The organism is Cellulosimicrobium cellulans, from assembly GCF_016907755.1.
GTDB classification, from domain to species: Bacteria; Actinomycetota; Actinomycetes; order Actinomycetales; family Cellulomonadaceae; genus Cellulosimicrobium; species Cellulosimicrobium cellulans_D.
In genome coordinates, this window is sequence record NZ_JAFBCN010000001.1 from 1,687,412 (window position 1) to 1,712,199 (window position 24,788).

Genomic DNA, 24,788 nt, shown 5'->3' on the forward strand with positions numbered 1-24,788 from the left:
GGGAGCGCGGCCCGCTCTCCCCCTCGCGTCCCTATCCTGGTGGGCATGGCCGTCCACAAGATCGTGCTCTTCTACGCCTTCACGCCGTTGCCGGACCCCCGTGCGGTGCAGCTCTGGCAGCGGGCGCTGGGGGAGCGCTGGAACCTCACGGGGCGCGTGATCGTCGCGGAGCACGGGATCAACGCGACGCTGGGCGGGACGGTCGAGGACCTCAAGCAGTACGTGAAGACGACCCGGCAGTACCCCGGCTTCGCGGACATCGACGTCAAGTGGTCCGACGGCACGGGTCGGGACTTCCCGCGCCTGTCCGTGAAGGTGCGCCCCGAGCTCGTGGCGTTCGGCGTCCCCGACGAGGTCGTGGTCGACGAGCACGGCGTCGTGGGAGGCGGGGCCCGGCTGAGCCCCCAGGCCCTGCACGACCTCGTGGCGGAGCGCGGCGACGACGTCGTGATGTTCGACGGCCGGAACGCGTTCGAGGCGGAGATCGGGCGCTTCCGCGGGGCGGTCGTCCCGGACGTCGCCACGACGCGCGACGTCGTCGCCGAGATCGACTCGGGCCGCTACGACGACCTCAAGCAGCGGCCGGTCGTCACGTACTGCACCGGGGGCGTGCGGTGCGAGGTGCTGTCCGCGCTCCTGACCGCCCGCGGCTTCGAGGAGGTGTACCAGCTCGACGGCGGCGTCGTGCGCTACGGCGAGGCGTTCGGGTCGCAGGGGCTGTGGGACGGCTCGCTGTACGTGTTCGACGAGCGCATGCACGTCGAGCTCGGCCCGGGGTCGACCCCGCTCGGCGCGTGCACGGGATGCGGGGCGGCGACGGCGAAGTACGAGAACTGCGCCGATCCGAGCTGTCGGACGCTGCGCCTGTACTGCCCGGACTGCGTGCACGTCGCGCGCTCGACGCGATGCGAGACGTGCGTGGCGGAGCGTCCAGCCTCCGGCCTCGCCTCCCGTCCGGCCGCTTTGACCGGTGGGCTGCCTCGCGGGTAGTCTGGTGAGTCGTTGTGCTCACCTCACGACGCCCGTGTCGCTAGCGCGCCCACTCGCTGCCGGCCAAGGAGCGGGTGTCGAACGAGCCCGCCGCGCAACGACCTGCCCTCTCGGCCGCACGCTTCAGCGGCCGAAGAAGACATTCTGAGACAGAAACGAAGGCTACGACCGTGCGTACGTACACCCCGAAGCCCGGCGACGTCCAGCGCGACTGGTACGTCATCGACGCGACCGACGTCGTCCTGGGCCGCCTGGCCACCCACGTGGCCACCCTGCTGCGCGGCAAGCACAAGCCGACCTTCGCTCCGCACGTCGACGGCGGTGACTTCGTCATCGTCATCAACGCCGGCAAGGTCGCCCTGAGCGGCAACAAGCGCGAGCAGAAGATGGCCTACAACCACTCCGGGTACCCGGGTGGTCTGCGTGCCGTCGCCTACGGCGACCTGCTCGACAAGCACCCCGAGCGTGCTGTGGAGCGGGCCGTCCGCGGCATGCTCCCCAAGACCACCCTCGGTCGCGCCCAGTTCGGCAAGCTCAAGGTCTACGCGGGTGCCGAGCACCCGCACGCCGCGCAGCAGCCGAAGCCGTTCGAGATCACCCAGGTCGCGCAGTAATCGCCCCCCGGGCGTAGCGCACAGAGAGACGCGAGGACACCACCCGTGGCCGAGACCACCGTCGAGACCGACACCCTGGGCGACGAGACGCCCAGCACCTACACCTCTGAGTCTGCTGCCCCCACGGGCCGCGGCCAGAGCATCACCGCCCCCGGCCAGGCCCTGGGCCGCCGCAAGGAGGCCGTCGCGCGCGTGCGCCTCGTCCCCGGCACCGGGCAGTGGAAGATCAACGGGCGCACGCTCGAGGACTACTTCCCGAACAAGGTTCACCAGCAGCTCGTGAACTCCCCGCTGAAGCTGGTCGACGTCGAGGGTCGCTTCGACGTCGTCGCCCGCATCAGCGGCGGCGGCACCTCCGGCCAGGCCGGTGCGCTCCGCCTCGGCATCGCGCGTGCGCTCAACGCGATCGACGCCGAGCACAACCGCCCCGCGCTGAAGAAGGCCGGCTTCCTCACTCGCGACGCCCGCGTCGTCGAGCGCAAGAAGGCCGGTCTCAAGAAGGCCCGTAAGGCACCGCAGTACTCCAAGCGCTGATCCGCGCTGTGCGCTCGTCGGCCCCGGTGGACCTCGTCCACCGGGGCCGACGTCGTTTGTGAGGGACGGTGACCAAGCCCGCCGAGGGCGGGGCAGGGCAGGCGGTCGTACGGTCGACGTACGGCCGGGTCGAGGAAGGACTTTCCATGGGACGGCTTTTCGGCACCGACGGGGTGCGCGGTCTGGCGAACGGCAACGTGACGGGCGAGCTCGCCCTCGACCTCGGCGTCGCGGCGGCGCGCGTGCTCGCGAGCGGGCAGGAGGAGGGGCACCGCCCGCGCGCGGTCGTGGGTCGCGACACCCGGGTCTCGGGCGAGTTCCTGGGCGCCGCGCTCATCGCGGGGCTCGCGAGCGCGGGCGTCGACGTGAAGGACGTGGGCGTGCTGCCGACGCCGGCCGTCGCGTACCTGACGAGCACCATGGACGTCGACTTCGGCGTCGTGATCTCGGCCTCCCACAACCCGATGCAGGACAACGGGATCAAGTTCCTCGCGCGCGGCGGCGTCAAGCTCGACGACGCGGTCGAGGACCGGATCGAGAGCCTGCTCGGGCAGGAGTGGCAGCGCCCGACGCACGGCGCGGTCGGCCGGATCTCCCCGGACTCGGGGCGCGCCGGCGGCGCGTACGTCGAGCACCTCATGGCGAGCATCGGCGCCGACGAGGACCACAAGCCGCTCGCGGGGCTGCGCATCGCGGTCGACTGCGCGAACGGCGCGGCGAGCGACGTCGGTCCCGCGGCGCTGCGCGCGGCCGGCGCCGACGTCGTCGTCATCAACGCGAGCCCCGACGGCCGCAACATCAACGCCGCGTGCGGGTCGAACCACCCGGAGCAGCTCCAGGCCGTCGTCGTGGCGTCCGAGGCGGACTTCGGCGTCGCGTTCGACGGCGACGCCGACCGGTGCGTCGCGGTCGACCACGGCGGGACCGTCGTCGACGGGGACCAGATCATGGGCGTCCTCGCGCTCGCGCTCAAGGAGGAGGGCGCGCTCCCGCACGACACGCTCGTCGTGACGGTCATGAGCAACCTGGGCCTCCTGCTCGCGATGCGCGACGCCGGCATCTCGACCGTCCAGACGGCGGTCGGCGACCGGTACGTCCTCGAGGAGATGCGGGCGCACGGGTACGGGCTCGGGGGCGAGCAGTCGGGCCACATCGTGCTGTCGCGCTACGCCACCACCGGAGACGGCGTGCTCACGGCCCTGCAGCTCGCCGCGCGCGTGCGGGCCACGGGGCAGAAGCTCGCCGACCTGGCGGGCGTCGTGCAGCGCCTCCCGCAGACCCTCCTCAACGTGCCCGGCGTGGACAAGGCGCGCGCGTCGAGCGACGAGGAGCTGCAGGCCGCGGTCGCGGACGCGGAGCGGACCCTCGGCGAGACGGGTCGCGTGCTGCTGCGGCCGTCGGGCACCGAGCCGCTCGTGCGCGTCATGGTCGAGGCGGCGACGCAGCAGCAGGCCGACGCGGTCGCCGCGCGGCTCGCGGGCGTCGTGCGGGACCGGCTCGCGCTGTGAGCGCCACGGGGCGGACGACGGGCGTGCGGCAGGGGGTCGACGAGGTGCTGCGCGAGCACGTGGTCGCGCTCCTCGACGAGTACGACGACGGCGTCCTGCCGATCGTGCAGGCGGGTCAGCCCGTGCTGCGCACGCCGGCGGTACCGTACGCCGGGCAGCTCGGCGACGTGCTGCCGCGGTTCCTCGACGCGATGCGCGCGACGATGTACGCGGCGCCCGGCGTGGGCCTCGCGGCGCCGCAGGTCGGGATCGGCCTCGCGCTCGCCGTCGTCGAGGACCCCGGCACCCCCGACGCGGACGACGAGCGCGAGCGCCCGCCGCTCGCCTTCCGGGTGCTCGTCAACCCGCGGTACGAGGCCGTCGGCGACGAGACCCGGACGTTCTTCGAGGGGTGTCTCTCGGTGCACGGCTGGCAGGCGGAGCGGACGCGTGCCCGCTCGGTGCGCCTCACCGGGCATGACGAGGCGGGCGTGCCGTTCGACGACGTGCTCACCGGGTGGGCCGCACGGATCGTCCAGCACGAGACCGACCACCTGCGCGGCGAGCTCTACGTCGACGAAGCAGACCTGCGCACCCTGGCGTCCACGCTGGGGGTCGCGCGGCTCCCGGGCGTCCCTCGCCAGGTCGGCTGACCGGGCCGCGCCACCCTGCGCGACACGGCCGGGGCGGGTCGGCGCGCGAGACTACGGGGGTGGACCCGCTCGCCCGACTCCTCGCCGCGCCGCCCGACCTGCCGGTGGGGCACCACCTGCCCGAGGTGGTCGCCGCCGTGCGCGCGGAGGGGGCCGTCGTCGTGCAGGCGCCGCCCGGCACGGGCAAGACGACGCTCGTGCCGCCGGCCCTCTCCGTCGCGCTGGGAGACGCCCCGGAGAGGCGCGTCGTCGTGACACAGCCCCGGCGGCTCGCGGCCCGGGCGGCCGCGCGGCGGCTCGCGGCCCTGCTCGGCGAGGACCTCGGCGGCACCGTCGGCTACACCGTGCGGGGCGAGTCGCGGACCTCACGTCGCACCCGGGTCGAGGTCGTCACGACGGGCACGCTCGTCCGTCGGCTCCAGCGCGACCCCGAGCTGCCGGGCGTCGCCGGTGTCGTGCTCGACGAGGTGCACGAGCGCCATCTGGAGGACGACCTCGCGCTCGCGCTCCTGGCGGACGTGCGCGAGAACCTGCGCGACGACCTCGCGCTCGTCGCGATGTCCGCGACGGTCGAGGCCGGGCGGACGGCGGGGGTGCTCGGCGGGGACGCAGGCGCGGTCCCGGTCGTGCGGGTCGAGGGCGGGCTCCACCCGGTCGACGTCGTCTGGTGCCCCGGGCGCGGTCCGCGCACGGACGCCCGCGGGACCGCGCCCGCGCTGCTCGACCACGTCGTCGCGACGACGCACCGCGCGCTGCGCGAGCGGACGGGCGACGTCCTCGTGTTCGTCCCCGGCGCACGCGAGGTGGACACCGTGGCCGGCCTGCTGGCGCGCGGGCTGTCGGACGTCGACGTGCGCCCGCTGCACGGCCGCCTGCCCTCGCGGGAGCAGGACCGGGCGCTCGAGCCCGGGCAGCGGCGCCGCGTCGTGGTCTCGACGGCGGTCGCGGAGTCGTCCCTCACGGTCCCGGGCGTGCGGGTCGTCGTGGACGCCGGGCTCGCGCGCGAGCCGCGCACGGACGTGCGCCGGGGCCTGCCGGGCCTCGTCACGGTGGCCGTCAGCCGGGCGGGCGCCGAGCAGCGCGCGGGGCGGGCCGGGCGCGAGGGGCCGGGGGCGGTGTACCGGTGCTGGTCCGAGGGCGACCACGCGCGCCTCGCGCGGCACCCGGAGCCCGAGATCCGTACGGCGGACCTCACCGGGTTCGCGCTCGAGCTCGCGTGCTGGGGCAGCCCCGACGGCGCGGGCCTCGCGCTGCTGGACCCGCCGCCCCCGGCCGCCTGGGCCGCCGCCCGCGACGTGCTGCACGGGCTGGGAGCCGTGGGGCCGGACGGGGTGACGCCGCTCGGGCGCCGCATCGCCGCCGTCCCCGCCGACCCGCGGCGTGCGCGGGCGCTGCTCGACGCGGTCCCCGAGGTGGGCGCGGGGCTCGCCGCGGAGGTTGTGGCGCTGCTCTCGGAGGACGTGCGGGTGCCCGGGGCCGACCTGCCCGCCGCCCTCCGCGCGCTGCGGCGTGGAGGTCCGGGTTCCGCCGCGTGGGCCGCGCAGCGGGACCGGCTCGAGCGGGTGGCGCGCGCCGCCGTGGCCGAGGACGACGCGGCCGGGGGATCGAGCCCGGCCGCGCGGCGCCGCCCGGCCGACGACGCCGCCGTCGGGCACGTCGTCGCGCTCGCCCACCCCGACCGGTTGGCCCGCCTGCGGCCGGGCGGCGAGACGTACCTCCTGGTCTCGGGCGCGGGCGCACGGCTGCCCGCCGGCTCGTCGCTGCAGGGCTCGCCGTGGCTCGCGGTCGCGGACGTGGACCGCACGGCGGGCCGGGCGGACGCCGTCGTGCGGTCCGCCGCGCCGGTCGACGAGGCGACGGCGCGTGCCGCGGCTGCTCCCGAGCTGCGGTCGACCGGCGTCACCGAGTGGTCGGGCGGGCGCGTGCGCGCCGCCCGGGTGACCTCGCTCGGCGCGATCGAGCTCGCGCGCGAGCCGTGGCGGGACCCGCCCGCGGACCTGCTGGTGGCGACCGTGCGCGACGGGCTGCGCCGCGACGGTCTCGACGGCCTCCCGTGGTCCGACGGCGCGGTCCGGCTGCGGGACCGCCTGCGGTTCCTGCACGGCGCGCTGGGCGCCCCGTGGCCCGACGTCGGCGACGACGCGCTCCTGGAGCGCCTCGACGACTGGCTGGGCCCCGACCTTCCGGCCGTCGCCCGGGGGCGGGGCACGGGGCAGGGCGCGGACCTCGCGGGTGCGTTGCGCCGCCTCCTGCCGTGGCCGGAGGCCGCCCGCCTCGACGCGCTCGCGCCCGAACGGCTCGACGTCCCGAGCGGGTCGCGCGTCACGGTGGACTACGGGCAGGACCAGCCCGTGCTCGCGGTCCGGCTCCAGGAGACGTTCGGCTGGGCGAGCACGCCGCGCGTCGCGGACGGGCGCGTGCCCGTGCTGCTGCACCTGCTCTCCCCGGCGGGCCGCCCGGCCGCGGTCACGGCGGACCTCGCCTCGTTCTGGGTGCAGGGCTACCCGCAAGTGCGCGCCGAGCTGCGCGGTCGCTACCCCAAGCACGCGTGGCCGCAGGACCCTGGCAGCGCCCAGCCGCTGCGCGGCACGCCGCGACCGCGCCGCCGCGACGGCTGAGCCGGTGGGGGCCTGGTCCTCACGACGTACCCGCCGGTCGCGGGAAGTCGTTCGTCGGGATGACGCGCCACGGCGGCCCGCACGGAAGACTCGTCACCGGGCGCGGCGCTGCCGGGCGGGAATCCTCAGGGGTGGACCGGGGGTTTCCCTGATGGTCGACGTCGTCGCGCTCCGTAGGCTTGTCGTGGCGCAGGACGCCCGACCTGCCGCCGCCGCCCGCCTGGCCTCCCCGCCAGCCGACGAACGAGGACGCCGTTGCCCGACGCCGTGTCGACCTTCCTGGAGAATCTGGAGACCTGGATTCTCGCCCTCGCGGCGTCCGCGTGGATCTATCCCGCGCTGTTCGGCTTCGCGACGATCGACGGGTTCTTCCCGCCCATCCCGAGCGAGTCCGTCGTCATCACGCTCGCCGTGTCCGCGCACGCGACCGGCGAGCCGAACCTGCTCCTCGTGCTCCTGGTCGCCGCGGCCGGGGCGTGGACCGGCGACCAGATCGCGTTCTCGATCGGTCGTGCGATCGGCACCGACCGTGTCCGGTTCCTGCGCTCGGCGCGGGGCCGCACGGCCGTCGCGTGGGCGGAGCGGGCCCTCGCGCACCGCGGGGCGTCGTTCATCCTCGCCGCGCGCTACATCCCCGTCGGCCGCGTCGCGGTGAACATGACGGCCGGCGCCGTGGGCTACCCGCGCCGCCGCTTCATGGCGTTCTCCGGGATCGCGGCCGTCACGTGGGCGCTGTACTCGGTCCTCATCGGGCTCGTCGCGGCGCAGTGGCTGGGCCACGAGCCGCTCCTCGCGATGGTCGTGGGCGTCGTCCTGGGGATCGCCGCGGGCTTCGCCATCGACCGCGTGCTCATGATGCGCGCGCGCCGCCGGGGCGAGCTGCCTCGGGCCGAGAGCGCGGCGACCCCGGAGCCGGAGGACGCGGACGAGGCGAGCGCCCCGGAGCGCACCCCCGCCGAGTCCGACGCCGGCCCGGCGACGGGCGCGCCGTCGTCCGAGGCGACGGGGACGACGGCGTCGGGTCGGCCGGGCGCCGCGCCGCGCGCCTCCTGAGGGCGCGGGGCGCGGGGCCGCCGACCTGGCGGCTCAGAGCTTGCGCAGCCGGACCCGCTGGACCGAGTGGTCCGAGCCCTTGGTGAGCACAAGCGTCGCGCGGCCGCGCGTCGGCAGGATGTTCTGCTCGAGGTTCGGGGCGTTGATCGCGTCCCAGATCGACTTCGCCTTCTCGACCGCCTGCTCGTCCGTGAGGTCGGCGTAGCGGCGGAAGTACGACTCGGGCCGGGCGAAGGCGGTGCGGCGCAGGGCGAGGAACCGGTCGACGTACCACTGCCGGATGTTGCGCGTGCGGGCGTCGACGTAGATCGAGAAGTCGAAGAAGTCGGAGACCGCGACGGTGGACTCGTCGTGCGCGCTCGGACGGGCCGGCTGCAGGACGTTCAGCCCCTCGACGACCAGCACGTCAGGCTTGCGCACGACCGTCTCGGCACCGGGCACGATGTCGTACGTGAGGTGGTCGTAGACGGGCGCCCGCACCTCGGCGTGACCGGCCTTGACCTTGGACAGGAACCGGATGAGCGCGCGGCGGTCGTAGGACTCGGGGAAGCCCTTGCGCTCCATGAGGCCGCGGCGGGCCAGCTCCGCGTTGGGGTACAGGAAGCCGTCGGTCGTGATGAGCTCGACGCGCGGCGTCTCCGGCCAGCGGGCCAGCATCTCGCGCAGGACGCGCGCGGTCGTGGACTTGCCCACGGCCACCGACCCCGCGACGCCGATGACGTACGGCGTGTTGCCGGTGTCTTCCCGGAGGAACGTCGACGTCGCCTCGTGCAGCCCCGACGTGGCGGTCACGTAGAGGTTGAGCAGCCGCGAGAGCGGGCGGTAGACGGCGTCGACCTCCGCCAGGTCGATGGGGTCGCCGAGGCCGCGCAGCCGGGTGACGTCGTCGTCGGTGAGCGGGAGCGGCGTCGACTCCGACAGGCGGCTCCACACCGCCCGGTCCAGGTCCACGTACGGCGACGCCGAGGGCGCCGCGAGCCGGGCGGGCAGGAGCTCGGCCGGGTCGGGATCGGTGACGGGTGCGCTCGCGCCGGGGCCGGTCGTGAGCCCGGTCGGTCCGGTCGCCTCGGTCGGACGGGGAGAACTGTCCACCCGGCGATTCTGCCGGATCGTGGCCGCTGGTCGTGCCGCGGGTCGTGCCACGGGGTCGCCCGGAGACCGGCGAATATGGCAGCGGTGGTCACCAAAACCCGCGGATTCTCGCCGCTCCCGAGGTGCCGCGCGCCGTGGATAGACTCGATCACCATGTGCGGAATCGTGGGCTACGTAGGCCCTGGAACCATGGTCGGAGAGGCCTCGGGGCGACCCCTCGACGTCGCTCTCGAAGGACTCGGTCGGCTCGAGTACCGCGGCTACGACTCGGCCGGGGTCGCGCTCGTCGCGCCCGGGATCGACGCCGTCGCGTTCGCCAAGAAGTCGGGCAAGCTCGCGAACCTCGTCGAGGAGATCGACCTGCACCCGCTCCCCGCGGCGACCGCGTCGATCGGTCACACGCGCTGGGCGACGCACGGCGGCCCGACGGACACCAACGCCCACCCGCACCTCGCGGACGACGACCGCCTCGCGGTCATCCACAACGGGATCGTCGAGAACTTCGCGACGCTCAAGTCCGAGCTGCTCGCCGAGGGCGTGCAGTTCCGGTCGGAGACGGACACCGAGGTCGCGGCGCAGCTCCTGGCCCGCGCCTACCGCGAGACCAAGGACCTCACGCTCGCGATGGGGCAGGTCGCCCGCCGCCTCGAGGGCACGTTCACGCTCCTGGCGGTCCACGCCGACTCGCCCGACACGGTCGTGGGCGCGCGGCACGACTCGCCGCTCGTCGTCGGGATCGGCGAGGGCGAGAACTTCCTCGGCTCCGACGTCGCGGCGTTCATCTCCCACACCAAGGAGGCGCTGGAGCTCGGGCAGGACCAGATCGTCACGATCACCCCGACGGCCGTCGAGGTGACGGACTTCGACGGGAACCCGGCCGAGGCCAAGCGCTACACCGTCGACTGGGACGCCGCCGCCGCGGAGAAGGGCGGCTTCTCGTCCTTCATGGACAAGGAGATCCACGACCAGCCGCACGCGGTGGCGGACACCCTGCTCGGCCGGACGGACCCGTCGGGCAAGCTCGTGCTCGACGACGTGCGCATCGACGAGGCCGTGCTCCGGTCGGTCGACAAGATCATCGTGGTCGCGTGCGGGACCGCCGCGTACTCGGGCCACGTCGCGAAGTACGCGATCGAGCACTGGTGCCGCATCCCGGTGGAGGTCGAGCTCGCGCACGAGTTCCGCTACCGCGACCCGATCGTCGACGAGAAGACGCTCGTCGTGGCCGTGACGCAGTCCGGCGAGACGATGGACACGCTCATGGCCGTGCGTCACGCGCGCGAGCAGGGCGCCAAGGTCATCTCGATCGTCAACACGCACGGGTCGACCATCCCGCGCGAGTCCGACGCCGTGCTCTACACCCACGCCGGGCCGGAGATCGCGGTCGCCTCGACGAAGGCGTTCCTGTCGCAGATCACCGCCGCGTACCTCCTGGGTCTGTACCTCGCGCAGCTGCGCGGGAACAAGTTCCCGGACGAGATCTCGGCGATCCTCGAGGACCTGCGCGACATGCCGCGCAAGATCCAGACGGTGATCGAGCGCGGCGAGTACGTGCGCGCGACGGCACGGTCCATGAAGGACGCGAAGTCGGTCCTGTTCCTCGGCCGGCACGTCGGGTTCCCCGTCGCGCTCGAGGGCGCGCTCAAGCTCAAGGAGCTTGCGTACATCCACGCCGAGGGCTTCGCCGCGGGCGAGCTCAAGCACGGCCCGATCGCGCTCATCGACGAGGGCCAGCCGGTGTTCGTCGTCGTGCCGTCGCCGAAGGGCCGCGAGGGCCTGCACTCGAAGGTCATCTCGAACATCCAGGAGATCCGGGCGCGCGGCGCGCGCACGCTCGTCATCGCGGAGGACGGGGACGACGCCGTGCGCCCCTACGCGGACGAGATCTTCTGGGTCCCCGAGTCGCCCACGCTGCTCTCGCCGCTGCTGGCCGTCGTGCCGCTGCAGATCTTCGCGATGGCGCTCGCGACGGCCAAGGGCCTCGACGTCGACCAGCCGCGCAACCTGGCAAAGTCGGTCACGGTCGAGTAGCCCTCCGCCGAACCCGTCGCACGCCGATCAGGTGGTCCTGGTTCGTCCGGTCTCCCGGAGGAGCCAGGGCCACCTGCTCGTGGTGGCTGGATCGCCTTGTCGGGGGACGGCAGGCCGGAGGCCCGGTCGTAGGGTGGGCGCATGATCAAGGGCGTGGGGATCGACGTCGTGGACGTCGCGCGGTTCATGGAGACCCTCGAGCGGACGCCCCGGCTCCGGGAGAAGCTGTTCACGGACGCCGAGCGCGACCTGCCGCCCGCGTCGCTCGCCGCGCGGTTCGCCGCGAAGGAGGCCATCGCCAAGGCGCTCGGCGCCCCGGCGGGGATGCGGTGGCACGACGCGACGGTGCACCGCGTCGTCGGCGGCCCTCCGGAGGTCGAGATCACGGGCACGGTCGCGGCGCGCGCGGACGCGCTCGGCATCACGGCGTGGCACCTGAGCATCTCGCACGACGCCGGCATCGCCTCGGCCATGGTCGTCGCGGAGGGCTGACCCCCCGCCACGCGCTGTGGGCATGAAAGGGCCCGGTTCTCGGCCGAGAACCGGGCCCATTTCATGCCCACAAGGTACGGCGGTCAGGCCTGGAGGGCGGGGACGACCTGGCGCTGGAAGAGCTCGAGCTGGTCGCGGTCGGTCGCGGCGAACGGGAAGTAGCCGATCGCGTAGCCGAGGCCCTGGTCGCGCAGGCCCGTGAGCGTCTCGACGATCTGCTCCGGCGTCCCGACGAGGGGGCCGTTCCGCCACGACCGGACGTTGTCGTCCGCCTTCTCGGGGAAGTATCGGCGCGCGTGCTCCTCGATCCGGTCCAGCCGGTCCGCGACGTCCTGCTCGGTCTCGCCGATGACCACGTTGTAGTTGGCCGACCGGGTGATCTCGCCGAAGTCGCGGCCGAGGTCGCGGCAGTGCTGCTCGAGCACCGCCGACTTGTGCGCGAAGCCCTCGGGCGAGCCGTCGAAGTTGGTGTACTGCGCGTGCTGCGCGGCGATCCGCAGCGTCTTCTTCTCGCCGCCGCCCGCGATCCACAGCGGGATGCTCGGCTTCGCGCCCTCGCCGTCCACGACGACCCGCTGCAGGGGCTGCGGGTAGCAGAGTGCGCCGTCGACCTGGTAGCGCCGGCCCTCGAACGTGCCCGACGACCCGGTCCGCCACATGCTCGCCATGATCTGGACGCCCTCGTCGAGCGCGCGCAGACGCTCGCCCGCGCTCGGGAACCCGTACCCGTACGCGCGCCACTCGTGCTCGTACCAGCCCGCGCCGATGCCCATCTCGAGGCGCCCGCCGGAGACGTGGTCGACGGTCGCGGCGACCTTCGCCAGGTACGTCGGGTCGCGGTACGCCATGCACGTGCACATCTGGCCGAGGCGCACGCGCTGCGACGCCGCCGCGAACGCGGCCATGAGCGTCCACGCCTCGTGCGTCGCCTCGGTGCTCGGGGTCGGCGTGGTGTGGAAATGGTCGTAGACCCACACGCCGTCCCACGCGAACTCGCCGCCCGGCAGGGGCTCGCCCGCGGCGGCGTTGTCGGCGTAGTGCAGGAGGGAGAGCATGGTCTTCCAGTGGTCCTCGGGCGGGACGTCGACGAGGTCGTAGCGCCAGCCCTGGGGGATGAAGAGTCCGAATCGCATGGCCGTCACCCTATGCGGGGGCGTGCGGCGGCCCGCTCTCCGGCGTCCGTCGTCTCACCCTGCGGCGGTCCGCGCAGGCGACCGGGGCACCGGGTCGGCAGGATGAGGTCATGATCGAAGCCTGGTCCGCCGCCGACGTGCGCGCCGCCGAGGAGCCGTTGCTCGCGGCGGGCGTCCCGCTCATGGAACGTGCCTCGTTCGCGCTGGCGACGATCGTCGCGCGCGACCTCGCCCGACGGCGGTCGGTCGCCCTGCCCGACGGCGGCCGTCGGGACGGGCGCGTGACGGGGGCCCGGGCGGTCCTGCTCGTGGGGTCGGGCAACAACGGCGGGGACACCCTCCACGCGGGCGCGTACCTCGCTCGCCGGGGCGTCGAGGTGCTCGCGGTCCTCACCGGTGAGCACGCGCACGCGGGCGGGCTCGCGGCGCTCCGGGACGCGGGAGGGTCGGTCGAGGTGCTCGTCGGCAGCCCTGACGACGCGACGCGCGCCGACCGACCGCACGACCACCTGGACCCGCACGTCGCCGACCGGGTCGCCGCGCAGGTCGCGCGGGCCGACGTCGTGCTGGACGGCCTCGTCGGCATCGGCGCCCGTGGACCGCTGCGCGGCATCGCGGCGGACCTCGTGCGGCACGTCTCCCCGGTGCTCGACGGAAGGGCGCCCGGCGGCGCACCCGGTGGGGTGCTCGACGGGGACGAGGCGCCCGGGGCGGGTGGTGGCGCCCGCGACGGGTCGGGAGGCCGTCCCTGGGTCGTCGCGGTGGACGCGCCGAGCGGCATCGGCGTCGACGACGGCACGGTGCCGGGCCCCGTGCTGCGCGCCGACCGCACGGTGACGTTCGGCGCCGCCAAGCCGGGGCTGCTCCTGCCGCCCGCGACGCACCTCGCGGGTCACGGCGCGGTCGTCGACATCGGGCTGCGCCTCGGCATGCGGGCCACGGACGCGTCCGCTCCGGACGCCTCGCCCGTCCCGGACGGCTCGTCGGCTCGGGACGGTGCGGACGCCCCGGACCGCGGGACCGCGACGCCGGTCGTGCGCCGGCTCGAGCCGGCGGACGTCGCCGCTCTCTGGGCGGTGCCCGGACCGACCGACCACAAGTACACGCGCGGCGTCGTGGGCGTCGTCGCGGGCACGCCGACCTTCCCGGGCGCGGCGGTGCTCGTCGCGAGCGCCGCGGTCCGCACCGGACCGGGCATGGTCCGCTACCGCGGGCCCGACGACGTCACGCGCGCGGTGCTCGCGACCCGGCCCGAGGTGGTGCCCGCTGCGGGCCGCGTGCAGTCCTGGGTGCTCGGGCCCGGCGTGCCGCCCGTCTCCGGCCCGGACGACGACCCCGTGGACGACGGCGGCCAGCACGAGCGGGTCCGGTACGCGCTCGCGGTGGACGTCGTGGGGGAACGGGTGCCCGTGGTGGTGGACGCCGGGGCGCTGTCCCTGCTGCCCGAGCGCTGCCCGCCGTCGGTCGTCCTCACCCCGCACGCGGGGGAGCTCGCGACGCTGCTGCGGTCGCGCGGCGACGACGTGACGCGCACCGACGTCGAGGCCGAGCCGCTGCGGTGGGCGCGACGCGCGCACGCGGCCACGGGCGCGACGGTGCTGCTCAAGGGCTCGGCGACCGTCGTCGTCGGGCCGGAGGGCGCGTGGTCCCAGGCGGACGCGCCCGCGTGGCTCGCGACCGCCGGCGCGGGCGACGTGCTCGCCGGGATCCTCGGCACCGTGCTCGCGGCGCACGCCCCACGGATCCTCCGGGAGCCGGGGCTGGCCGCGGAGCTCGCGGCCGCGGCCGCCGTCGTGCACGGCCTCGCGGCGGAGCGGGCGAACCCGGGCGGCCCGGTCGCGGCGCTCGACGTCGCGGACGCGGTCCCCGCCGTCGTCGCCGAGCTGCTCGCCGCGCGCTGAGCGGCGCGGGGTTCTCCGGCCCCGGCCCGTCAGCACCCCACGGGCCCCGGGAGCGTGGGCGACTGACCGGTCCGGGCAGGACGCGCCGGTACCGTGGACGGCGTGGTTCCCCTCCCCGTGCGCGACGGCCTCAACCCGACGCGCCTCGTGCTGCCGCACGACGCCGAGAGCGTCGCGCGGTACACGCGCACGCTCGACTACGTGCGCCACCGGTTCCCGGACGACGCCGCACGCCTGGCCGAGAAGGTCGCGGCGGGCGAGGTCGTCGACGGCCGGGGCCGCCCGGTGGACGCGAGCACGCCGTACGAGCCGCGCGGCTTCGTGTTCCTCTACCGGGACCCGCCGGTGGAGCCCGAGGTGCCGTTCGAGGTCCGCGTGCTGCACCGCGACCGGGACCTGCTGGTCGTGGACAAGCCGCACTTCCTCGCGACGATCCCGCGCGGGGCGTACGTGGCGCGGTCGGTGCTCGTGCGGTTGCGCCGCGACCTCGACCTGCCCGACCTCAGCCCCGCGCACCGCCTCGACCGCGTGACGGCGGGCGTCCTGCTGCTCACGCTGCGCCCGCAGGTGCGCGGCGCGTACCAGGAGCTCTTCGCGCGGCGCGAGGTGCGCAAGACGTACGAGGCGGTCGCGCCGTGGGACCCGGCGCTGGAGCTGCCCGCGACCGTGCGCAGCCGCATCGTCAAGCGCCGCGGCGTCATGCGTGCGGAGGAGGTCCACGGCGAGCCCAACGCGGAGAGCCGCGTCGACGTGATCGAGGCCGACCCGGCCCGGGGCCTCGCGCGCTACCGGCTGGAGCCGCACAGCGGCAAGACGCACCAGCTCCGGCTGCACATGGCCCGGCTCGGGGTGCCGATCGTGCACGACAACTTCTACCCCGAGCCGTACGACGTCGCGCCGGACGACTACGCGCGCCCGCTCCAGCTCGTGTCGCGCTCGCTCGCCTTCGCCGACCCGCTCACCGGTCAGGCGCGGCGCTTCGAGACCGACCGGACGCTCGACGCCTGGTGAGGGGGCGTCACAGCAGGAGCGCGACGCCCGGCGTGGGGACGCGCAGGACGCCGGTCAGCCCGGCGGCCGCGAACGCCCGCTCGACGTCGGCGACCGACTCGCTGAAGTGCGCCCACCCGTCCGCGTGCACCGGGACGACGACGCGTGCCCGCAGGAGCCGCGCGACCTCGGCCACGCCCGCGCCGTCGAGCGTGAGCGCCGCGCCGTCGAGGATCGCGGGGACGCGCGCCGCGCCCGCGTGGACGATCGCGACGTCGACGGGCCCGACGCGCTCGGGGACCTCCGCGACGAGCCCCGGGGCGGCGTTGTCGCCGGAGAGGTAGACGCGGGGGAGCCCGTCGCCGTCGAGGACGAACCCGGTGACGTCGCCGAGCACGCGCTCGGCGCCCTCCGGACCGTGGCGGGCGGGGACGCCGGTCACGCGCAGCGCGCCGCCGTCGGGCCGGGGCAGCACGGTCGCCTCCCACGGGGCGAGCCCGACGACGCCCGGGACGTCGGGGCCGAGCCGCGCCGCACCCGCGGGGGTCGTGAGGACGTGCGGGACGCCCGGCAGGAGCGCCCGGCCGCTGAGGTCGAGGTTGTCGACGTGCTGGTCGTGGGAGACGAGCGCGACGTCGAGGGGGCCGAGCGCGTCGGGGGCTGCGGCCGGGCCGTGCAGGCGCGTGCTCGTGCCGCCGCCGGGGCGCGGGTAGTCGCGGGGCGCGTCGAACCCGGGGTCGGAGACGATCGTCAGCCCGCCGAGGCGGAGCAGGAGCGCCGGCCCGCCGACGTGGAGCAGGGTGAGCCCGCCGGGCGTCGCGCGCGTGGTCTCGTCAGGCCGGGGGACGGGGTGCGGTGCGGTGGTCATGGGTCGAGCCTCGCGCGCGGGACGTGGACCCGACAGTGGCCCGCAGGTCGATGATCGGTAGGATCGGGCCATGAGTCTCCTGGCCGCCGCCGACGTCGCGGAGTCCGCCCGGGTGCCGGCCCGCGAGCGCGCGCGAGAGCCCGCCCGGCACCCCGAGCGCGTCGCCGTCGTGTCTTTCGACGGCATCAGCCCGTTCCACCTCGCCGTCCCGAGCCTCGTCCTGGGCTCGGACGCGCTCGCCGGGGGCGCGGGACCCGCGTACGACGTCGTGGTCTGCGCGCCGACGCCCGGGCGGCTCGCGACGTCGGCCGGCTTCGCGCTCCACGTCGACCACGGGCTCGAGGCGATCGAGGACGCGGCGACCGTTGTGCTGCCGAGCTGGCACCCCGACGTCGAGCCGCCGCCCGCGCTCCTGGCCGCGGTGCGGGCCGCGCACGCGCGCGGCGCCCGCGTCGTCGGGCTGTGCCTGGGCGCGTTCCTCGTCGCGGCGAGCGGCGTGGCGGACGGGCGGGAGGTCGTGACGCACTGGCGCGCGGCCGAGCGGCTCGGCCGGGACCACCCCGCCGTGACGGTCCGCAGCGACGTCCTGTGGGTCGACCACGGGGACGTCGTCACGTCGGCCGGGACCGCCGCGGCGCTCGACTGCTGCCTGCACCTCGTGCGGCAGGACCAGGGCGCGCGGGTCGCCGCGCGGGTCGCGCGGGCGCTCGTGCTCGCGCCCCACCGCACGGGCGGGCAGGCGCAGTTCGTCCCCGCGCCGGTGCCGCCGCAGGACACGGCCGACCCCGTCGAGCTCGCGATGGTCTGGGCGCGGGCGCATCTCGACGAGCCGATCTCGCTGGACGCGTGGGCGCGCGCGGCGGGGACGTCGCGGCGCACGTTCACCCGCCGGTTCGCCGCGCGCACGGGCCTCAGCCCGGTGCGGTGGCTGCTGGACCAGCGCGTCGACCGGGCGCGCGAGCTCCTCGAGACGACCGACCTCGCCGTGGACCGGGTCGCGGACGCCGCGGGCCTCGGCTCGGCGGAGTCGCTGCGCCACCACTTCCGGGCGCGGCTGGGGACCAGCCCGTCGCGGTACCGGGTCGAGTTCGGCGGCACCCCGACGGGCCGCCCGGACGACCGCGACCCGGCGCGCCCGCTCCCCAGGCGACGACGGTGAGAGAATCGTCCACCGTGAGCGACACCCAGCGCACGACCCCGACCGGCGCACCCGCCGGTGCCCCCGCAGCACCCGCCTACCCCGCCCGCGCCGTCGTCGACCTGGCCGCGGTCCGGGACAACGTCCGCGCCCTCGCCGGGCACGCGCCGTCGGCCCAGGTGATGGCCGTCGTGAAGGCCGACGCGTACGGGCACGGCCTCGTGGCGAGCGCGCTGGGTGCGCTCGCGGGCGGCGCGACGTGGCTCGGGACCGCGCAGCCGAGCGAGGCGCTCGCGCTGCGCGCGGCGGGGATCGGGGTGGACCGTGCGCGCGTCCTCACGTGGCTCTACCCGCCGGGCGCCCCGCTGCGCGCGCTCGTGGAGGCGGACGTCGACGTGTCGCTCGCCGCGCGCTGGGCGGTCGACGAGGTGGTCGCCGCGGCGCGTGCCGCCGGCCGGACCGCGCGCGTGCACCTCGCGGTCGACACGGGCCTGGGGCGCAACGGGATCATGCCCGCCGACCTGCCCGACGTGCTCGACGCCGTCGCGCGCGCCCAGGCCGAGGGCGCGGTGCGGGTCGTCGGGCTCTGGTCGCACCTCGCGTTCGCCGACGAGCCCGGGCACCCGAGCGTCGTCGCGCAGGCCGACGTGCTCGACGAGGCGGTCCGGCTCGCGGAGCGCGCGGGCGTCGCGCCCGAGCTGCGCCACCTCGCGAACTCCGCCGCGACGCTCACCGCGCCGCGCACCCACTACGACCTCGTCCGCCCCGGCCTCGCGGTGTGGGGGATGACGCCGGTGCCGCAGCTCGGGCCGCCGTCGCGGTACGGGCTCCGACCCGCGATGACGCTCGAGGCGCGCCTCGCCACGGTCAAGCACGTGCCGGGCGGGCACGGCGTCTCCTACTCGCACCACTACACGACCCCGCAGGACACGACGCTCGGCGTCGTCCCGCTCGGCTACGGCGACGGGATCCCGCGGCACGCGTCGGGCGGCGGTCCCACGGCCGCGCCCGGCGGGCCGGTCCTCGTCGGCGCGCGCCCCGGCACGGCCGGCAGCCGCGTCCTGCGGGTCGCCGGCCGCGTGTGCATGGACCAGCTCGTGCTCGACCTCGGCCCGGACGCGACCGAGCGCGCGGGCGACGTCGTCACGCTGTTCGGCGCGGGCGACGGCGTCGAGCACGACGGCGTCCCCACCGCCGAGGACTGGGCGCGGGCCGCCGGGACCATCAGCTACGAGATCACGACGCGCCTCGGCGCGCGCGTGCCGCGCGAGCACGTGGGGATCCACGTGCTCGACGACGGCGCGCGGGCGCTGCTCGCGCGCGAACAGCACCCCAGCACGGAAAGGACGGTCCGCGCATGAGCGACGACCCGACCCCCACGGCGCCCGCCGGGCCCCCCGCCGACGTGGCCGACGCGCACGGCGTCGTCGTCCTGCCCGACGCCGACGCCACGCGCGCGTTCGGCCGCGCGCTCGCGGGCGTGCTGCGCGCGGGCGACCTCGTGATCCTCACGGGCGACCTCGGCGCGGGGAAGACGACGCTCACGCAGGGCATCGGCGCCGGGCTCGGCGTGCGCGGGCAGGTCGCGTCCCCGACGTTCATCGTCGCGCGCGAGCACCCGTCGCTCGTGGGCGGCCCCGCGCTCGTGCACGTGGACGCGTACCGGCTCGGCTCGCTCGACGAGGTCGACGCGCTCGACCTCGACTCGAGCCTGGAGGAGTCGGTGACCGTCGTCGAGTGGGGCAGCGGGCTCGTCGAGGCGCTCGCGGGCGACCGGCTCGAGCTGGTGCTCGAGCGCCCGCGCGGCGACGCGACCGAGGTCGTGCCCGATGGTTCGTCCGACGACGAGGACGCACCCGAGGCGGGTGCACGCCGGGTGACCGTGCGCGGCGTCGGCGCGCGCTGGGCGGACCTCGACGTCGCGGCGCTGACCCGCTAGACCGCTCGCGAGGAGGACGTCCCGGTCTCGGCCGTAGGCTGGGGCCGTGGCTGTTCTCGCGCTCGACACCTCCGCCTCCGTCACCGTCGCCGTCGTCTCCGACGACGGCGCTCGTCTCGCCCGCCGCGACGCGCCCGAGCGTCGCCGGCACGCCGAGGCGCTCGCCCCGCTCGTGGAGGAGGCGCTCGCCGAGGCGGGAGTCGACCGCAGCGACCTCACGGCCGTCGCCGTCGGCACGGGCCCGGCGCCGTTCACGGGCCTGCGGGTCGGGCTCGTCACGGCCCGGGCGCTGGGCTTCGCGCTCGGCATCCCCGTGCTGGGCGTCCCGAGCCTCGACGCGATCGCCGCCCAGGCGGTGAGCGACCTCGGCCTCGAGCCCGACGACGAGCTGCTCGTCGCGACCGACGCGCGCCGCCGCGAGGTGTACTGGGCGCGGTACCGCGTCGTCGCGCACGAGGGCCCGCACGCCGTGCCGGTGCTGGAGACCGTCGCCGGGCCCGACGTCGGACCCGCGGCAGCGGTCGCCGAGCACGCCGTGGGCGCCGTCGTCGTGGGGGAGGGCGGCGAGCTCTACCCGGACGCGCTCGACGCCGCCGAGGACGCGCCGCAGGTCCCCGACGCCGCCGTCCTCGCCCGGCTCGCGATCGCACGACGGGCCGCGGGGACCGACCAGCCGACCGAGCCGTTGTACCTGCGCCGCCCGGACGTCCACGAGGCCGCGGCGCGCAAGCGCGTGAGCGACAGCGCTCCCGCGCCGGAGGCGGCCCGATGAGCACGCGCCGCTACGAGATCCGCCTGCGCCCGCTCAAGGCGGCCGACCTGGACCGCGTGGTCGAGCTCGAGCGCGAGCTGTTCGGGCGCGGCGCGTGGACCTACGGGATGCTCGCCGACGAGCTCGCGGGCCTCGGCCGCTGGTACGTCGCCGCGGAGCCCGTGCGCCTCTACGCCGCCGGCCCGCAGCCCGTGGTCGGCTACGCGGGCCTGTGGTTCGACGGCGACGTCACGCAGGTCATGACCCTCGGCGTCGACCCCGCGTTCCAGCACCAGGGCGTCGGCTCGACGCTCCTGGAGGCGCTGATCGCCCGCTCGCGCGACCTGGGCGCGAGCGCGGTGCTGCTCGAGGTGCGGGTCGACAACGACCCGGCGCTCGCGCTCTACGCGAAGTACGGGTTCGAGCAGCTCGGCATCCGCAAGCGCTACTACCAGCCGGAGGACGTGGACGCCTTCACGATGCGGCTGGAGCTCGGCGCGACGACGACGCCCGACGCGCCGGACGGGACGGCCTCCGAGACCGGCGCCGTCGCGTGACCGCGCCCGCGCCCCGCGGCCCGGGCCTCGGCACGGACGACCGCGGGAGCGACGCCGCGCGACGCTCGCGCGTCCTCGTCACCGCCCCCGCGCTCGCGAAGGCGCTCACGGGGGACCGCCCGCCGGTCGTGCTCGACGTGCGGTGGGCGCTCGGCGTCACCGACGGCCGCGAGCAGCACCGGGCGGGGCACATCCCGGGTGCGGCGTACGTCGACCTCGAGAGCGAGCTCGCCGCGCCGCCCTCGGCCGCGGCGGGGCGGCACCCGCTGCCCGAGCCCGCCGACCTCCAGGCCGCGGCGCGGCGCTGGGGCGTGCGCGCGGACCGGCCCGTGGTCGTCTACGACGCCGTGGGCGGCACGTCCGCCGCGCGCGCCTGGTGGCTGCTGCGCTGGGCCGGGCACGACGACGTGCGCATCCTCGACGGGGGGCTCGCCGCCTGGTCGGCAACCGGGCGCGCGCTCGACGAGGGCGAGGTGCGGCCCGAGCCGGGCGACGTCGTCGTCACGCCGGGCGGGATGCCCGTGCTCGACGCCGACGGTGCGGCGGACCTCGCGACGTCGGGCGTCCTGCTCGACGCACGCGCGGGCGAGCGCTACCGCGGCGAGGTCGAGCCGGTCGACCCCAGGGCGGGCCACGTCCCCGGTGCGGTGAGCGCGCCGACGACGGGCAACCTCGCCGCCGACGGGACGTTCCTGGCCGACGACGCGCTCCGGGAGCGGTTCGCCGTGCTCGGGGTCGCGGGGGTGACGGCGGCGGCCTCGGCAGCGGACGGCGGTCGCGCCGTGGGCGTGTACTGCGGTTCCGGCGTGACCGCCGCGCACGAGATCGCCGCGCTCGCGACCCTGGGCGTCGACGCGGCGCTGTACGCGGGCTCGTGGTCGCAGTGGTCGAACGACCCGGCGCGACCCGCCGCGACCTGACGACCGGGACGACCGTACGGACGCCGCGAGGCGGCGCCCCCGGGTGGGGGCGCCGCCTCGGCGGACGTCCGGTCGCGACGCGGGGTCGCGGGGCTCAGACGGTCGTGATGGCCTGCTCGGGCGCGAGGCGCGGCGAGCGCGGGTAGGGCGTGCCGACGCCGTCGGCCACGCCGACGTTGATGACGAGCATGGACCTCCAGCCGCTGTCCGCGAAGAACTCGGCGTCGATCGCGGCGCGGTCCATGCCGTTCATCGGGCCTGCGGCGAGGCCGGCGGCGCGCAGGCCGACGACGAGGTAGCCCGCCTGGATGTGCGCGTTGTCGCGCGCCATGCCGTCGCGGACCTCGGGGACACCGTCGAGGTTCTCGCGGACGCCGGGTGCGTGCGGGAACAGCGTGTCGAGGTGCTGGTGGAACGCGGGGTCGTACGCGACGACGAGCGACAGCGGCGCGTTCGCGACGCGCTCCTTGTTGCCGTCGTTCATGTGCGCGACGAGGCGCTCGCGGGCCTCGGGCGTGCGCACGGCCAGGATGCGCAGCGGGACGGTGTTCATGGCCGTCGGGCCCCACTTGACGAGGTCGTAGACCGCGGCGAGCTGCTCGTCGGTCACCTCGGCGTCGGTGAACTGCGCGGTGGTGCGCGCCTCGCGGAAGAGGCGGTCGGCCGTGGTCTCGTCGATCTGCAGGCTCGCGGGAGCCAGGGTGTCGGTGCTCATGACCGGACCAACGGTTGAGCGTTGAATCATCTTCCCGACAGACGGTGTGACGTGGGCGACACGGCACGGCCAGGCCCCGCACGCGACTACCCTGGACGCCATGCCTTTCCCTCTGTCAGTGAGCCGTCAGTGAGCGCCGGCGAGCCCCTGGTGCTCGGCATCGAGACGTCCTGCGACGAGACCGGCGTCGCGCTGGTCCGCGGTCGCGAGCTGCTCGTCGACACGGTCGCGAGCTCGATGGACGAGCACGCGCGGTACGGCGGCATCATCCCCGAGGTCGCGTCGCGCGCCCACCTCGAGGCCATGATCCCGACGATCGAGCGGACGCTCGGCACGGCCGACGTCGACCTGTCCGAGGTGGACGCGATCGCCGTCACCGCCGGTCCGGGTCTCGTCGGCCCGCTGACGATCGGCGCCTCGGCCGCCAAGGCGCTCGCGCTCGCGCTCGGCAAGCCGCTCTACGGCGTCAACCACGTCATCGGCCACGCGGCCGTCGACGAGCTCGTGCACGGACCGTTCCCTGAGCGCGTCATGGCGCTCGTCGTGTCCGGCGGCCACAGCTCGCTCCTCCTGGTCGACGACGTCGCGACGTCCGTCACCGAGCTCGGCTCGACGCTCGACGACGCGGCGGGCGAGGCGTTCGACAAGGTCGGGCGCCTGCTCGGCCTCCCGTACCCGGGCGGGCCGCACATCGACCGGCTCGCGCGCGAGGGCGACCCGACGGCGATCCGCTTCCCCCGCGGTCTCACCGCCCGCAAGGACCAGGAGAAGCACGCGTACGACTTCTCGTTCTCCGGCCTCAAGACGGCCGTCGCGCGCTGGGTCGAGGCGCGGCAGGACGCGGGGGAGGAGATCCCCGTGCACGACGTCGCGGCCTCCTTCGCGGAGTCCGTCGCCGACGTGCTCACCGCCAAGACCATCGCGGCGTGCGAGCGGCACGGGGTGTCGACGCTCGTCGTCGGCGGCGGGTTCAGCGCCAACTCGCAGCTGCGCGACATGGCCGCGAAGCGCTGCGCGGAGGCCGGGATCGAGCTGCGCATCCCGCCGATCCGCTACTGCACGGACAACGGCGCGATGATCGCCGCGCTCGGGTCCGCCGTCGTGCGGGCCGGGGTGGCGCCGTCGAGCCTCGACATCGGCGTGGACTCGTCGATGCCGCTGACCGTGACCCACGTGTGACCCCGGAGCCCGGTCTCACGCCCGACGAGGCGCTGCGGCGCGCCCACGCCTGGGCGAGAGCGGCAGCATCGACGCCGCCCGGGCCCGAGCGCACCCGGGCCGAGCACGCCGCGGCGTACTGGACGGCGCAGCACCGGGCGCTCCTCGTGGCCGTGCCCGCGTACGGGTCCGCCCCGGCGCCCGCCGGGATGCCGCCCTCCGGGACCATGGGTGCGACGACCGCCCCGCCGTACGGCCAGGTCGACGGCGTTCCCGCGTCCTCCGGAGCCCCCGCGGCACTGCCGGCCTACGGGGCGCCGGCGGCGACCGCCCCCGCGTACGGGGCGTCCACCGTCTCGTGGGAGGTGCCGCGCCGCCGTCGGGGTCGTGCCGGGCGGGTCGTGATGTTCGTCCTCGTGCTCGTGGTGTCCGTCGTCGCGTACCTCGTCACCTCCCTCGGCGGGGCGTGGGACGACGGCGCGGTCCTGCCCACCGAGCAGGAGGGTGCGGTGCCGCCCCCCACGGTCTGGGAGGACCCGAGCCCCGACGCGACGGCGTCGGCGGCCGGCACGGAGGCCGCGTGGAAGGCGGGCGAGTACGCCGAACAGTTGCCCGACCCGGTGCCGGGAGCGACGCAGACCACGCCCTTCCTGCCCGACCACCCCGACCCCACGGCCTGGCTGCTCGCCCTCAACCCGGCCAACGCGGGCGTGCAGGTCGTGTTCACCGACGACCCGACGCTCAACTGCGGCATGGAGCACGTCGCGGAGCACGACGCGTACGCGACGGGCTCGGCGGGCTGCTTCCAGCCCGCCCACCCGACCGTGCTGTTCGTGTGGTGGGGCGAGGACTCCGACCCGGCGACCAAGCAGGTGCTCCTCGCGCACGAGCTGTCGCACATGCTCCAGTGGTGGCACGAGTTCGACCTGCTCCAGTCGGCCGTCGACTCGGGGTTCGCGGAGGACGAGGAGTGGACGCACGCGCTCGAGACCGACGCGACGTGCCGCGTGCTCGCGTGGGGCGGGTACTCGGAGGCGGCGGCGGACCGCACGTCGTCGCCGTGCGACACCGACGACTGGTCGCCGACGTGGCTCGCCGACCGGGCCACCGACCTCGGCGTGGTCCTGCGCGACTACTGACCGTCCCCGGTGGAC

23 protein-coding genes are annotated in these 24,788 nt (G+C 75.8%); 19 read left to right on the forward strand and 4 right to left on the reverse strand.

All coding sequences use genetic code 11. The features are described from left to right. The first annotated feature begins 45 nt into the window (after positions 1–45). The 7 genes from trhO to JOE63_RS07310 all read left to right on the forward strand — a co-directional run bounded on the left by trhO (position 46) and on the right by JOE63_RS07310 (position 7,949). Positions 46–990 (forward strand): oxygen-dependent tRNA uridine(34) hydroxylase TrhO, encoded by a 945-nt coding sequence (gene trhO / locus JOE63_RS07280; RefSeq protein ID WP_087471330.1) that lies wholly within the window; start codon positions 46–48, stop codon positions 988–990. A 170-nt stretch (positions 991–1,160) separates the two neighbouring features. After that, entirely contained in the window at positions 1,161–1,604 is a 444-nt protein-coding gene (gene rplM, locus JOE63_RS07285) for a 50S ribosomal protein L13 (RefSeq protein ID WP_047234564.1), read from the forward strand. A 45-nt stretch (positions 1,605–1,649) separates the two neighbouring features. Further along, complete coding sequence (rpsI, locus tag JOE63_RS07290) at positions 1,650–2,138, forward strand: 30S ribosomal protein S9 (protein WP_087471331.1); 489 nt, start codon at positions 1,650–1,652, stop codon at positions 2,136–2,138. Positions 2,139–2,284: 146 nt separating this feature from the next. Continuing rightward, positions 2,285–3,646, forward strand: a complete 1,362-nt coding sequence (gene glmM, locus JOE63_RS07295; protein WP_087471332.1) for a phosphoglucosamine mutase — start codon at positions 2,285–2,287, stop codon at positions 3,644–3,646. Further along, the gene (locus JOE63_RS07300) at positions 3,643–4,278 is read left to right on the forward strand and encodes a peptide deformylase (RefSeq protein WP_307839983.1); all 636 of its coding nucleotides are present in this window, start codon (positions 3,643–3,645) and stop codon (positions 4,276–4,278) included. The genes glmM and JOE63_RS07300 overlap by 4 nt, the downstream gene beginning before the upstream one ends. A gap of 59 nt (positions 4,279–4,337) precedes the next feature. Next, the gene (gene hrpB, locus JOE63_RS07305; RefSeq protein WP_204540219.1) at positions 4,338–6,896 is read left to right on the forward strand and encodes an ATP-dependent helicase HrpB; all 2,559 of its coding nucleotides are present in this window, start codon (positions 4,338–4,340) and stop codon (positions 6,894–6,896) included. A 255-nt stretch (positions 6,897–7,151) separates the two neighbouring features. Next, positions 7,152–7,949 carry a DedA family protein gene (locus tag JOE63_RS07310; RefSeq protein ID WP_204540222.1) on the forward strand — a complete coding sequence of 266 codons (798 nt, stop codon included), beginning with the start codon at positions 7,152–7,154 and terminating at the stop codon, positions 7,947–7,949. A 33-nt stretch (positions 7,950–7,982) separates the two neighbouring features. Here the strand turns inward: JOE63_RS07310 and coaA are convergent, their stop codons facing one another. Next, positions 7,983–8,939, reverse strand: coding sequence for a type I pantothenate kinase (coaA, locus tag JOE63_RS07315; protein WP_204543541.1), 957 nt, complete (start codon positions 8,937–8,939; stop codon positions 7,983–7,985). A 255-nt stretch (positions 8,940–9,194) separates the two neighbouring features. Here coaA and glmS point away from each other — a divergent pair, with 255 nt between their 5' ends. Together glmS and JOE63_RS07325 are read left to right on the forward strand one after the other, a co-directional pair. After that, positions 9,195–11,072, forward strand: a complete 1,878-nt coding sequence (gene glmS / locus JOE63_RS07320; RefSeq protein ID WP_204540224.1) for a glutamine--fructose-6-phosphate transaminase (isomerizing) — start codon at positions 9,195–9,197, stop codon at positions 11,070–11,072. Positions 11,073–11,213: 141 nt separating this feature from the next. Beyond that, a complete protein-coding gene (locus JOE63_RS07325; protein ID WP_047234559.1) occupies positions 11,214–11,564 on the forward strand; it encodes a holo-ACP synthase in 351 nt (116 codons plus the stop codon). 83 nt (positions 11,565–11,647) lie between these two features. Here the strand turns inward: JOE63_RS07325 and JOE63_RS07330 are convergent, their stop codons facing one another. Then, positions 11,648–12,697, reverse strand: a complete 1,050-nt coding sequence (locus JOE63_RS07330; RefSeq protein ID WP_087472821.1) for a TIGR03560 family F420-dependent LLM class oxidoreductase — start codon at positions 12,695–12,697, stop codon at positions 11,648–11,650. A 110-nt stretch (positions 12,698–12,807) separates the two neighbouring features. On the opposite strand from JOE63_RS07330, the gene JOE63_RS07335 reads away from it, so the two are divergent. Both JOE63_RS07335 and JOE63_RS07340 read left to right on the forward strand, forming a co-directional pair. Beyond that, positions 12,808–14,598: a bifunctional ADP-dependent NAD(P)H-hydrate dehydratase/NAD(P)H-hydrate epimerase gene (locus tag JOE63_RS07335; protein WP_204540227.1), complete on the forward strand. Its 1,791-nt coding sequence runs from the start codon at positions 12,808–12,810 to the stop codon at positions 14,596–14,598. A gap of 102 nt (positions 14,599–14,700) precedes the next feature. Then, positions 14,701–15,609, forward strand: a complete 909-nt coding sequence (locus JOE63_RS07340; RefSeq protein WP_307839984.1) for a pseudouridine synthase — start codon at positions 14,701–14,703, stop codon at positions 15,607–15,609. Positions 15,610–15,616: 7 nt separating this feature from the next. Here the strand turns inward: JOE63_RS07340 and JOE63_RS07345 are convergent, their stop codons facing one another. Continuing rightward, the gene (locus tag JOE63_RS07345; RefSeq protein ID WP_204540230.1) at positions 15,617–16,456 is read right to left on the reverse strand and encodes an MBL fold metallo-hydrolase; all 840 of its coding nucleotides are present in this window, start codon (positions 16,454–16,456) and stop codon (positions 15,617–15,619) included. Positions 16,457–16,526: 70 nt separating this feature from the next. Between JOE63_RS07345 and JOE63_RS07350 the strand changes: the two genes are divergently transcribed. From JOE63_RS07350 to JOE63_RS07375, 6 genes are read left to right on the forward strand one after another with little or no spacing between them, the layout of a single operon-like run. Then, positions 16,527–17,615, forward strand: a complete 1,089-nt coding sequence (locus JOE63_RS07350; RefSeq protein ID WP_204540233.1) for a GlxA family transcriptional regulator — start codon at positions 16,527–16,529, stop codon at positions 17,613–17,615. 14 nt (positions 17,616–17,629) lie between these two features. After that, a complete protein-coding gene (gene alr, locus JOE63_RS07355; RefSeq protein ID WP_204540236.1) occupies positions 17,630–18,955 on the forward strand; it encodes an alanine racemase in 1,326 nt (441 codons plus the stop codon). Then, positions 18,952–19,533: a tRNA (adenosine(37)-N6)-threonylcarbamoyltransferase complex ATPase subunit type 1 TsaE gene (tsaE, locus tag JOE63_RS07360; protein WP_204540240.1), complete on the forward strand. Its 582-nt coding sequence runs from the start codon at positions 18,952–18,954 to the stop codon at positions 19,531–19,533. Before alr ends, tsaE begins: the two co-directional genes overlap by 4 nt. Positions 19,534–19,579: 46 nt before the next feature. After that, positions 19,580–20,305: a tRNA (adenosine(37)-N6)-threonylcarbamoyltransferase complex dimerization subunit type 1 TsaB gene (gene tsaB / locus JOE63_RS07365; protein WP_204540243.1), complete on the forward strand. Its 726-nt coding sequence runs from the start codon at positions 19,580–19,582 to the stop codon at positions 20,303–20,305. Next, entirely contained in the window at positions 20,302–20,841 is a 540-nt protein-coding gene (gene rimI / locus JOE63_RS07370; RefSeq protein WP_204540246.1) for a ribosomal protein S18-alanine N-acetyltransferase, read from the forward strand. The genes tsaB and rimI overlap by 4 nt, the downstream gene beginning before the upstream one ends. Further along, a complete protein-coding gene (locus JOE63_RS07375) occupies positions 20,838–21,761 on the forward strand; it encodes a sulfurtransferase (protein WP_204540249.1) in 924 nt (307 codons plus the stop codon). The genes rimI and JOE63_RS07375 overlap by 4 nt, the downstream gene beginning before the upstream one ends. Positions 21,762–21,855: 94 nt before the next feature. On the opposite strand, the gene JOE63_RS07380 is transcribed toward JOE63_RS07375, so the two are convergent. Next, positions 21,856–22,476, reverse strand: a complete 621-nt coding sequence (locus JOE63_RS07380; RefSeq protein WP_239576647.1) for a malonic semialdehyde reductase — start codon at positions 22,474–22,476, stop codon at positions 21,856–21,858. A 129-nt stretch (positions 22,477–22,605) separates the two neighbouring features. On the opposite strand from JOE63_RS07380, the gene tsaD reads away from it, so the two are divergent. Together tsaD and JOE63_RS07390 are read left to right on the forward strand one after the other, a co-directional pair. Beyond that, positions 22,606–23,655, forward strand: coding sequence for a tRNA (adenosine(37)-N6)-threonylcarbamoyltransferase complex transferase subunit TsaD (gene tsaD, locus JOE63_RS07385; protein ID WP_244286068.1), 1,050 nt, complete (start codon positions 22,606–22,608; stop codon positions 23,653–23,655). Next, entirely contained in the window at positions 23,652–24,773 is a 1,122-nt protein-coding gene (locus JOE63_RS07390) for a hypothetical protein (RefSeq protein WP_204540252.1), read from the forward strand. The genes tsaD and JOE63_RS07390 overlap by 4 nt, the downstream gene beginning before the upstream one ends. The last annotated feature ends 15 nt before the right edge of the window (positions 24,774–24,788 follow it).

Coding starts and splice junctions, on each gene's coding strand:
- trhO (WP_087471330.1), top strand. CDS start 46: ATGGCCGTCCACAAGATCGTGCTCTTCTACGCCTTCACGCCGTTGCCG.
- glmM (WP_087471332.1), top strand. CDS start 2,285: ATGGGACGGCTTTTCGGCACCGACGGGGTGCGCGGTCTGGCGAACGGC.
- glmS (WP_204540224.1), top strand. CDS start 9,195: ATGTGCGGAATCGTGGGCTACGTAGGCCCTGGAACCATGGTCGGAGAG.
- JOE63_RS07325 (WP_047234559.1), top strand. CDS start 11,214: ATGATCAAGGGCGTGGGGATCGACGTCGTGGACGTCGCGCGGTTCATG.
- JOE63_RS07330 (WP_087472821.1), bottom strand. CDS start 12,697: ATGCGATTCGGACTCTTCATCCCCCAGGGCTGGCGCTACGACCTCGTC.
- JOE63_RS07335 (WP_204540227.1), top strand. CDS start 12,808: ATGATCGAAGCCTGGTCCGCCGCCGACGTGCGCGCCGCCGAGGAGCCG.
- JOE63_RS07345 (WP_204540230.1), bottom strand. CDS start 16,456: ATGACCACCGCACCGCACCCCGTCCCCCGGCCTGACGAGACCACGCGC.
- JOE63_RS07350 (WP_204540233.1), top strand. CDS start 16,527: ATGAGTCTCCTGGCCGCCGCCGACGTCGCGGAGTCCGCCCGGGTGCCG.
- tsaE (WP_204540240.1), top strand. CDS start 18,952: ATGAGCGACGACCCGACCCCCACGGCGCCCGCCGGGCCCCCCGCCGAC.
- rimI (WP_204540246.1), top strand. CDS start 20,302: ATGAGCACGCGCCGCTACGAGATCCGCCTGCGCCCGCTCAAGGCGGCC.
- JOE63_RS07380 (WP_239576647.1), bottom strand. CDS start 22,476: ATGAGCACCGACACCCTGGCTCCCGCGAGCCTGCAGATCGACGAGACC.